This is a genomic window from Mesorhizobium sp. M7A.F.Ca.MR.362.00.0.0 (assembly GCF_004023175.1).
In the GTDB taxonomy this organism is placed as follows: domain Bacteria; phylum Pseudomonadota; class Alphaproteobacteria; order Rhizobiales; family Rhizobiaceae; genus Mesorhizobium.
The window spans coordinates 1,088-10,010 of sequence record NZ_RZTF01000241.1; the positions used below are offsets into that span (position 1 = coordinate 1,088).

The 8,923-nt window shown below is 60.0% G+C and carries 8 protein-coding genes; 6 read left to right on the forward strand and 2 right to left on the reverse strand.

The window, feature by feature from the left end; genetic code table 11:
* Together EOC06_RS24630 and EOC06_RS24635 are read left to right on the forward strand one after the other, a co-directional pair.
* Positions 1 to 1,787, forward strand: a 1,787-nt coding sequence (locus EOC06_RS24630) for an O-antigen ligase family protein (RefSeq protein ID WP_245470017.1), incomplete at its 5' end; no start/stop codon positions are given.
* A 168-nt stretch (positions 1,788 to 1,955) separates the two neighbouring features.
* A complete protein-coding gene (locus EOC06_RS24635; RefSeq protein ID WP_245470019.1) occupies positions 1,956 to 2,828 on the forward strand; it encodes a phytanoyl-CoA dioxygenase family protein in 873 nt (290 codons plus the stop codon).
* 89 nt (positions 2,829 to 2,917) lie between these two features.
* Here the strand turns inward: EOC06_RS24635 and EOC06_RS24640 are convergent, their stop codons facing one another.
* Positions 2,918 to 3,817 carry a LysR family transcriptional regulator gene (locus EOC06_RS24640; RefSeq protein WP_127290810.1) on the reverse strand — a complete coding sequence of 300 codons (900 nt, stop codon included), beginning with the start codon at positions 3,815 to 3,817 and terminating at the stop codon, positions 2,918 to 2,920.
* A gap of 128 nt (positions 3,818 to 3,945) precedes the next feature.
* Between EOC06_RS24640 and EOC06_RS24645 the strand changes: the two genes are divergently transcribed.
* The 4 genes from EOC06_RS24645 to EOC06_RS24660 all read left to right on the forward strand — a co-directional run bounded on the left by EOC06_RS24645 (position 3,946) and on the right by EOC06_RS24660 (position 8,370).
* Positions 3,946 to 5,583: an ABC transporter substrate-binding protein gene (locus tag EOC06_RS24645; protein ID WP_128309015.1), complete on the forward strand. Its 1,638-nt coding sequence runs from the start codon at positions 3,946 to 3,948 to the stop codon at positions 5,581 to 5,583.
* A 655-nt stretch (positions 5,584 to 6,238) separates the two neighbouring features.
* Positions 6,239 to 7,441 (forward strand): alpha-2,8-polysialyltransferase family protein, encoded by a 1,203-nt coding sequence (locus EOC06_RS24650; RefSeq protein ID WP_245470021.1) that lies wholly within the window; start codon positions 6,239 to 6,241, stop codon positions 7,439 to 7,441.
* A gap of 187 nt (positions 7,442 to 7,628) precedes the next feature.
* Positions 7,629 to 7,997, forward strand: a complete 369-nt coding sequence (locus tag EOC06_RS24655) for a hypothetical protein (RefSeq protein WP_127810991.1) — start codon at positions 7,629 to 7,631, stop codon at positions 7,995 to 7,997.
* A 157-nt stretch (positions 7,998 to 8,154) separates the two neighbouring features.
* The gene (locus EOC06_RS24660) at positions 8,155 to 8,370 is read left to right on the forward strand and encodes a hypothetical protein (protein WP_127268451.1); all 216 of its coding nucleotides are present in this window, start codon (positions 8,155 to 8,157) and stop codon (positions 8,368 to 8,370) included.
* A gap of 262 nt (positions 8,371 to 8,632) precedes the next feature.
* On the opposite strand, the gene EOC06_RS24665 is transcribed toward EOC06_RS24660, so the two are convergent.
* A partial coding sequence (locus tag EOC06_RS24665; protein WP_164766857.1) for a hypothetical protein occupies positions 8,633 to 8,923 on the reverse strand: 291 nt, incomplete at its 5' end.

Sequence of the window (8,923 nt, forward strand, 5' to 3'; positions counted from 1 at the left end):
CCATGCGGCGCATCGAGGCCATCATCGCGGCGGTGCCGGATTTCGATGTCATCAAGCTGACCAACCATCGCATGAGCTTCTTCATGCGCGCGGTCGAGACGGCGGAAGGCGATGAGATCGGTCGTGCGCTGCATGGCCCGCAAGGCTCGGCCGCCGCCTATCTGGTGACGCGAGAGGGCGCGCAGGGTCTGTTGTCGGCGCTCGTCGTAATGAAAATGCCATGGGACGTCGCGCTCGAGCGCTTTTGGGATACTGGCCTGAAAGTCTATTCGGTCCGCCAAAACGTGCTTGGCTTCGCCGCCAGCAGTGGGATCTCGGGCATAGCCGGTCCCTCGGGAAGCTACAAATCCGCAAGGCTGGGCGGGCCGAGCCGGCTACGTGCCGGGGTGTTACGGGCCAGCGACGAACTGCGCCGCCTGCATCACGTCCTGCTGCCGCCCCCTCTGCCGCGAGATGCCCTGGATGATGCCAAGGACAACGCGCCGCGCCACACCTTGCTTCTGTTGCTTGCGGCACTCGCCATTCTCGCTTTGGTCTCCGCGGTGTGGCGCGAGGCCGACACCTACCGCTATGCGGGCCTGGCGCTGGCCCTGGTCGCGGTCATCCGCTGGTTCAGAGTGGATTTGTGGACCTACAGCAAACCGCTGATCGGTTGGGTCGGCTTCCTGTGTCTGGGCTGGTCGCTCTACGTCTTCATCCGACTGGCGATCGTCTATTTCGGCACCCACCAGTTGGGTGGCGCCGAAGGCATTTACATGTTTCCGCTGTTCTACGCGACGACCGGCTTCGCGTTTCTGCTGTTTGTCAGGCAGCCCGCACGGCTCGTGCTCTGGTTCATGATCCTCAGTCTCGTCTTCCTAGCGGCGGACACCTTCTATTCGGACATGTTTCAAGGCGTCCAACCTGCCCCGTGGCTTTTCAACAATCCCATCCACGCGTCGGTGGCGGCCGGTTTCATCTTCCTCTGCACGCTGCAATTCATGGCCTACTCGGCGCAGAGAACGGACCTCGGAAAAGCAACCAAGAACCTGCATTGGGCCCTGTCGACAGCCGTCCTGCTGCTTGCCCTCGTCAATATCATCGAGATGCGCTCAAAGGGAGTGTGGCTTGCGCTTGCGCTCGCTCTGCTCTTGTTGGCGGTCATGACCCTGGCGAGAGGCCATCGCCGCGAACTGTTGGTTTCGGGTGGCGTGCTGGTGATCGTGGCGGCCGGCATTGTCGCGGCACACAACATCTTCTCGTCCACCGCCGACGATACCATGGCATTCGTCAAAACCTTGGTTCCGGATGTGTTCAGGCATGGGGTCCTCCCCGCCTTCGACCGCGCCATCGCGAGCGACGCGGTTCCGCTTGCAGCCAAGGAAAGGCTGATGCTGTGGGCGGATGCGATCAATATCTGGAAGCGCCACCCGATCTTCGGAGCCAGTTCCAGCTGGCTGACCGAATGGCAGAACAGAACCTATCATCCCATGATCTTCAATGTCTTCCACAATGGTTATCTGGAGATTGCCGTGCGTTATGGGGTGGTCGGACTGGCGTTCTTTGCCTTTCTCTACACCTGGTCGGCCAGGCAGGTTCTGCTGGCCATGCGAGCCAAGCTCGTCGCTCCGGCCGCATGGTCCTGCTACATCTCCACACTGGTCTTCTTCGCCCTAACCATCCTCACCAATTCCAACAACCGGCTGGCCATGGGCGAGGCCTTCATGTGGTTTGCCGCAGCGTTCGGCTTCTATTGTTTTTATGTTCGCCAGCAGAAGAACCTTGTCGCGCCGCGGACCTATTTTTAGGGCCTGCCGGCGCAGCACGTATCTGACCAGCCGATTGCGACCAATCCACCTTTGACGCCCCGCTCAATTTCCCGATAATCGGGAAAGTCGATGCCAAAATCGATGGCTTATCGCCGGCAACCCCTTCGTTACGATCGACACGGATCACAGACAGGGGTTGTCACGGACATGCTGACGGACAGGCAGGCACGCGAGGCGGTGGAGCAGTACCGCGAGGAAGGATACGCGGTCGTTCGACAATTCGTCGACGGCGACGAGATGATCCGGCTGAAGAAGGAAACCGATGCGGTCTATGCCGAAGGCCTCAAGCATCACGCCACCTTCCGGCACGGCAACCTGAATTTCCAGATCCTGCCTGAATCGGACTTTGGCCAACGCTATGTGCTGCAGGCTTACTGGTTTTCCTGGATCAATTCCTATTTTGAAGAATTCCGCCGCAATCCCGACTATCTGAAGCTGCTCGAGGGCCTGATCGGCCGTGACATAAGGCAGATCGCCCAACAGCTGCACTGGAAGCCGCCCGGCGCCAATGTCACGGGTTATCGCTTCCACCAGGATCTGCGCTTCCGTAACCAGGCCGCCTTCGACAATGTCGCCGACGCCACCGTGACAACAGGCCTCGCGGTCGATCGGGCGACGCTGGACAATGGCTGCCTTCAGGTCGTGCCCGGCAGCCACAAGCTCGGCTATCTCGGCCTGTCGGATGAGGGAACCGCCGAGCTGATGAAGGGCCTGACCGCCGAAGAAGAGTTGCGCAAAGTCGGCATCGACCCGGCGACCATCGTTCCGCTGGTGCTGGAGCCGGGCGACCTTGCTTTATGGGGGCTGCTTACCGTGCACGGCTCCTCGCCCAACAAATCGCAGCACGACCGGGCCTTTGCGCTGTCCAGCTATGTGCGGGCCGATACGACGCAACGTGGCGAATGGGCGTTCAGGGACGGCGTTTCGGTGCCGCTCGGCAAGACGCCGGCACTGTGCAAATACGAAAAGCTCTTCGAGGAGCCGGGACCGATGTACGACACCACCGCCTGGTGGAAATGACGCTGCCGCGTCGGGCGACGGGGGCAGAGGGGGCCTGGCGTTCGCGCCAGGCCCCTGGCGGCGTTGGCCATGGACAATCGGGCAGCATTTCAGGCGGTGAAGTCGGCCGACAGTTCGCGGATCAGGAAATCGACGAACGCGCGCACCTTGGCCGCAATATAGGTGCGGTGCGGATAGAGCGCGTAGATCGGGCTGGAGCCGGGGCGAAACTCATCGAGTTGCACTTCCAGCCGGCCGTCCCTGATTGCAGCGTCGACCAGCAGGCTGGGCAGGTTGCCGATGCCGAAACCGGCGGTAGTCATCTGGTAGGCGGCCTCGACGCTGTTGGTCGAGATGCGCCCGCCGACAGCCGCATCGAAAGGGCCGTCGGGTCCGATGAAAGGCCATGTGCCAAGGCGCTTGGCGAAATTGCTCAGCACGCAGGAATGGCTTGCCAGCTCATCCGGGTGGACCGGACGGCCGTTTGCATCCCAATAATCGGGCGTGGCGCAGACATAATTGCGGACTTCACCAAGCCGGCGGGCAATCAGGGCGGAATCCGCCTGACCGCCGAAGCGGATGGCCACATCGTAGCCTTCCTCGACAATGCCGACGACATAACGGGCGGTGAGGTCGAACTCGATCGTGGTGAGCGGGTTTTCTTCGAGGAATTTCGGCACCAACTTGGTTATGCGCGTGTGGCCCAGAACATTGGAGCAGGAAACCCGGATCAGGCCGCGCGTCTCCTTGTGCAGGCCGCGCGTCGAATCCTGCAGTTCGGATATGTCGTCGAGCAGGCTGCGCGCACGCGGAGCATAGTCGCGGCCCGCCTCGGTGAGGCTGAGACGCCTTGTGGTGCGATTGATGAGCCGGACGCCAAGGTCGTCTTCCAGTTCCTTGATGGTACGGCTGACGGCCGTCGTCGACATGTTGAGATCGCGCGCCGCCGCCGACAGGCTGCCCAGCAGGCAAACCCGATCGAACACCCGCATCGCCGTCAGAAGATTCATCTTGCCTTCCCCTCGCCGTCGCGGCCCCGCCGCCATCGGCTGCGTCCTGTAGAAATCAGCGCCCAGCAACGACGCGGCAAGGGCATTCCACCGAATTTGGGCGTAAAATCAACAATGGGAGAACCGATATGACATCCAGACCTCTTCATCCCGCGATCGGCACATTTGCGAAAGGCGCGAAGAGCGGCGCGCTTGGCCGCCGCGAGTTCCTGGCGCTGGCCAGCGCCTTCGGCGCCAGCACGGCGATTGCCTACGGGCTCATCGGTCAGCCGGTCCCGGCGCGAGCCGAGGAAGCCGTCCAACCCAGGAAGGGCGGCGTGGTGCGTGTTGCCATGCAGGTGATGGAGCTGGAAGACCCGCGCAAGTTCAAGGTTTCGCAGATGGGCAACATCGCCATGCAGTTTCTCGAACCGCTGGTGCGCTGGAAGCCGGATTTCACCTTCGAGCCGGTGCTGCTGCAGAGCTGGGAGATCAATGCGGACGCGACGGAATATGTGCTCAAGGTGCGCCCGGGGGTGAAATGGTCGAACGGCGACGATTTCACCGCCACGGATGTTGCCTTCAACATCACGCGCTGGTGCGAGAAGGATGCCGCCGGCAACTCGATGGCCGGGCGCATGACCGCGCTGATCGATCCCGACACCAAGGTGGCGCGCACTGGTGCCATCGAGGTTCGCGACGGCCACACCGTGGTCCTGAAACTGTCTCAGCCCGACATCACCATCATCCCAGCGATGACAGACTATCCGGCATTGATCGTCCACCACACATTCAATCCGAAGGCGGCGCCACTGTCGGCCAACCCCGCTTGCACGGGCCCGTTCGAGCTTAAAAGACTCGATGTCGGCGTTGCTGCCTCGGTGCGCAAGCGGCCGGACGGGTCGTGGTGGGGCGGCGAGGTGTTCCTCGAGGGCATCGACTGGACCGACTACGGCACCGACTCGGCCGCCACCGTCTCCGCATTCGAATCCGGTGAGATCGACCTGAATGGGCAGACGCAGTCCTATGACGTCGCCATGCTCGACAGGCTGGGCCTGAAGAAAAGCGAGATCGTCACTGCCGCCACCCTGGTCTCGCGCTGCAACGTCAACGCCAAACCCTATGACGACAAGCGCGTGCGCAACGCCATACAGCTTGCGGTCGACAACGAAGCGGTGCTGCAACTGGGCGCCGACGGCATGGGTATCGTCGCGCAGAACGATCATGTCGGACCGATGCATCCCGAACACGCCGACTTGCCGCCGATCAAACGTGATCCGGTCCGGGCCAGGGCATTGCTCGAGGAAGCCGGCCAGCTCGATTTCGAATTTGATCTGATCTCGGTCGAAGCCGATTACCGCAAGGAAAGCTCCGATGCCGTCGCCCAGCAGATGCGCGACGCGGGCTTCAAGGTGAAACGCACTGTCATCCCGGAATCGGCATTCTGGAACGACTGGACGAAGTATCCCTTCGCGACCACCAATTGGAACGCCCGACCCCTCGGCATCCAGACCTATGCGCTTGCCTACCAGACCGGTTCGGCATGGAACGAGACAGGGTTCGCCGATCCCGACTTCGATGCCAAGGTCCACAAGGCCAACGCCATCGCCGATCCGGAGCAGCGCCGTGCGGTGATGAAGGAACTGCAGGTCATGCTGCAGGATTCCGGCATCATCGTTCAGCCCTACTGGCGAAAGCTGTTCTGCCATATGAAACCTGCCTTGATGGGTTACCAGATGCATCAGGCCTATGAGCAGGACTTCACCCGGGCCTGGCTCGCGGCCTGATCGCGGGCAACCCTTCCGACAGGCGGCGCATTTTCCGGCGCCGCCCATCGCCTGCTCACCGGGAAAGTTGCGCCGAAGCTTCGGCATCAAGGGCGTTCGAGGAGCAGTGCGGGCTTCGCATCGGGCATGATGCGCAGGTGCGGCCACACGCGCCATACCTTGGCAGGTCGGCCGGAATCCCGGGCCAGCGCACCGGACCGGCTGGCACATCAAGCGTGTTAAACATTCTGGTTTCCGCCTCTGTCATCATCAAGCTCCGGTTCATGGCTGGAGCTTACTTTTGAAAGATGGAAGTGAAACCCGCTTTCCCGGGCAACGACCTTCCCGAAAACCGGGAGAATTCGCGCTCTTGGTGCCGACAGGAACCGAAGCGGCAAGATCGAGCCGCATGAGCGGTCTGCCGCCGCCTGATGTTTAGGGATCTCAGGTCTCTGCCGCTCAATTGAACTGAATTCGCCTGCTTATTGCGCGGAACTCCAGCCTGTCTCGGGCGTTGGACGCCAATATCTGCAAGATATTTTCCGGTCGACGACGGGCAGTATTATGAAGCTGGCGAAACGCCCCGAGCCACACACGGTCTTCGGACATGAAGCAATTTTGCGGTTGAGATCGCGGAACATGCGGCGTTATTTCCATCCTATCTGGAGACCTTAAATTGCCAGTTCGAATATGCTGCGTCTTTGGCAGCTGGCAATTGCTCAGCCTGGTTGCCTCTCTTCGCCAGTCAACAATGGATGGAAGCTTCCCGGCGGGTGAGGAGCATGAGGATTACCTTCTGCTCTATGAAACGGCCGGCGTTTCCGAGCATTTCAAGACCGGTCTTGCTGAACTTGCGTCTACAGTATGGACCTGGAAACGGATCATATGGGCATACGACCTTCTGACGTCCGAGCGTAAATATGGGCAACTGCAAATTTTCCGGATCCATCGTCTGATCCGAGACACAATTGGCATCGACGCGAGTTCCGCGGTTGAAATCTGGGCCTGCTTCGTTAACCGGCCATCGGAAAAAATACTGCTGGACTCATACCCAGAAGCCAAGATCGTTTTGTATGAGGATGGCTTGACGTCATACCTTCCATTCGAAATTTCAACCATGTCATGGCCGCCAGGCACCAGGTTTAGACGGCGCATCACCGGAGCCTTGATTGCAGGACTCTCTACAATTTCACCGGCGTTCCGACTGAGGAAAGCGGCCGACAAGATAGAAAGACACCATCTGAGACGGGTGACAAAGTTTTATTCTTTGCTCCACGAAATCCCCATTCACGATGCTCTGGAGAACGTACCAAGATTCCAGGTCGGCGCTTCGCTGATGCGCGACGTAATAGATGAAGCCTGCAGGGATGCGCTTTCCGGCGGCAATGAACATTGCCGTGCGTCAGCCAACCCACGGCTCCTGCTGCTCGGCCAGGCATTGTCGCGAAACGGCATAATGTCGTACGCGCAAGAGGCGGCGATCTATAGACGCATTGCGGAGCAGATCGTTGAGAGAGGATACGACGTCGTCTGGAAGGAACATCCCAGAATAAGCACGCCCTTCTTCCCCGAATTGCTGGATACCATCGGCAATGTGACAGCCGACGCCAGCACCAGGATCATGGAGGCGAACCTTCCGCACATATACCCGATAGAGCTTGTCGTATCCCGGATGAACATTGTTGGGTGCGTCTCCGGCACGTCAGCTGCCCTTCTCTACCTGAAGTGGCTTTATGGCATCAAAACATACACATTTGCGGAAACCTTGATCCCCCTGATGACTGGCGCGGATATTCTAATGAGCGAAATGGTGAAAGCCCATGCGGAGCCCTTTTCAGCACTCCACTCTTTGAACGAGACGCAGACGGGGATCCGTTGAACGGCGGCAACGCCGCGCTATGTCCCGGCGCATCAAGACCAGGATGAGGCGGAACAGACCTGGCTGAAAAGGCTCAAGCAAAAATTGCGGCTTTGAAAGACAACGCCGTCGATCTGAGTTTCAGCCTGAACCGCCAATACCGAGCCGGTTTCGACCTTCGCGGCGGGCAGGCACAGATTGGAGCAGAATGAGACTTCATCCAGCCGCCGAACGGATTGCTTTTTTCAGCACGCTTGTCGCTGTTCTTGTCCTTGCACTGGTGCCTATACCCGGACTCGAGGAGTACGGGATCGATATCGGTTTCCATTACGACAAGCTGAATCACGCCAGCGCCTTTGCCGTCATGACTTTCCTTGGAGGGCTCGGCTGGCCTGATCGCAAGGTCAGGCTGATCGTCTTCCTTGCAGTTGTTGGAGCGGCGATCGAGGTCCTCCAGGGCACGGCGCTGATACGACGTGATCTGGACGTGTCCGACTGGGTTGCCGATTGCGTCGGCATCGCTTGTGGCCTCGTGGCCGTGATCTGTGTGAACTGGATCTTGCGGCGCAGAGGTTGAGCCTGTTCTCAAGCCCTTTGTGCACGGGGCCGATAGCCAGAGGAGTTCGCCCCCGGCTCCATTGACTCGGCGAAATCGGATTGCAACGGTCCGATCCGAGAGTGGGCGGTTTTTCGGGCGCGGCACCCAGGAAGCGCGCCATCAGTATTGAGGGACGATGACGATCAAGATCAGGCTTCCGGGTGGCGTGTTGAAGGTCAAGCAACGTCATGAGTTGCGGCGACGGGAGCACAAGGGCGAAGTCCCGGTCTGGCAGTTTGGCAAATATTTCGTCATCTGGTGGCCCAGTACAATTCCCGATCGACCCTCCAAGAGCTCGAATACTGACGATGAGCTTGAAATGAACATTCCATCGACTGGAGAAAGCACGTAAGCTCTATGCATCATGGCTTTGCGAATCAGATTGCCGGGGGGCACACTGAAGGTGAAGACCTACCGCGAACTGCGTGATCGCGAGCGGGATCGCAGGGTGCCTGTGCTAAAACTGGGATCGCTCTATTTCGTCTGGTCCTCGGCCAAGCATCATTCGCACAGGCACAGTCCGCGGCCCTGACATTTTTTGCCGGGCGAAAACCGCTTGCACACTTTTCCTGAATTGCTCCGGAGCGGCCCCTTCGCAGGCAGCGCGACCTGGGTCAGCTTGCCTCGCGCATCGCCTCGGCCGCCTGCAGGTCCACCGACACCAGTTGGCTGACGCCCTGCTCGGCCATGGTCACGCCGAACAGCCGGTTCATGCGCGCCATGGTGATGGGATTGTGGGTGATGATGACGAAACGCGTCTCGGTGGTGGCCGCCATCTCGTCCATGAGATTGCAGAAGCGTTCGACATTGTGGTCGTCGAGCGGCGCGTCGACTTCGTCGAGCACGCAGATCGGCGCCGGATTGGTCAGGAACACCGCGAAGATCAGCGACATCGCCGTCAACGC

Bases quoted from the DNA above. Each gene is read 5' to 3' on its own strand.
- EOC06_RS24635 (WP_245470019.1), top strand. From the start codon at position 1,956: ATGCTGACGGACAGGCAGGCACGCGAGGCGGTGGAGCAGTACCGCGAG.
- EOC06_RS24640 (WP_127290810.1), bottom strand. From the start codon at position 3,817: ATGAATCTTCTGACGGCGATGCGGGTGTTCGATCGGGTTTGCCTGCTG.
- EOC06_RS24645 (WP_128309015.1), top strand. From the start codon at position 3,946: ATGACATCCAGACCTCTTCATCCCGCGATCGGCACATTTGCGAAAGGC.
- EOC06_RS24655 (WP_127810991.1), top strand. From the start codon at position 7,629: ATGAGACTTCATCCAGCCGCCGAACGGATTGCTTTTTTCAGCACGCTT.
- EOC06_RS24660 (WP_127268451.1), top strand. From the start codon at position 8,155: ATGACGATCAAGATCAGGCTTCCGGGTGGCGTGTTGAAGGTCAAGCAA.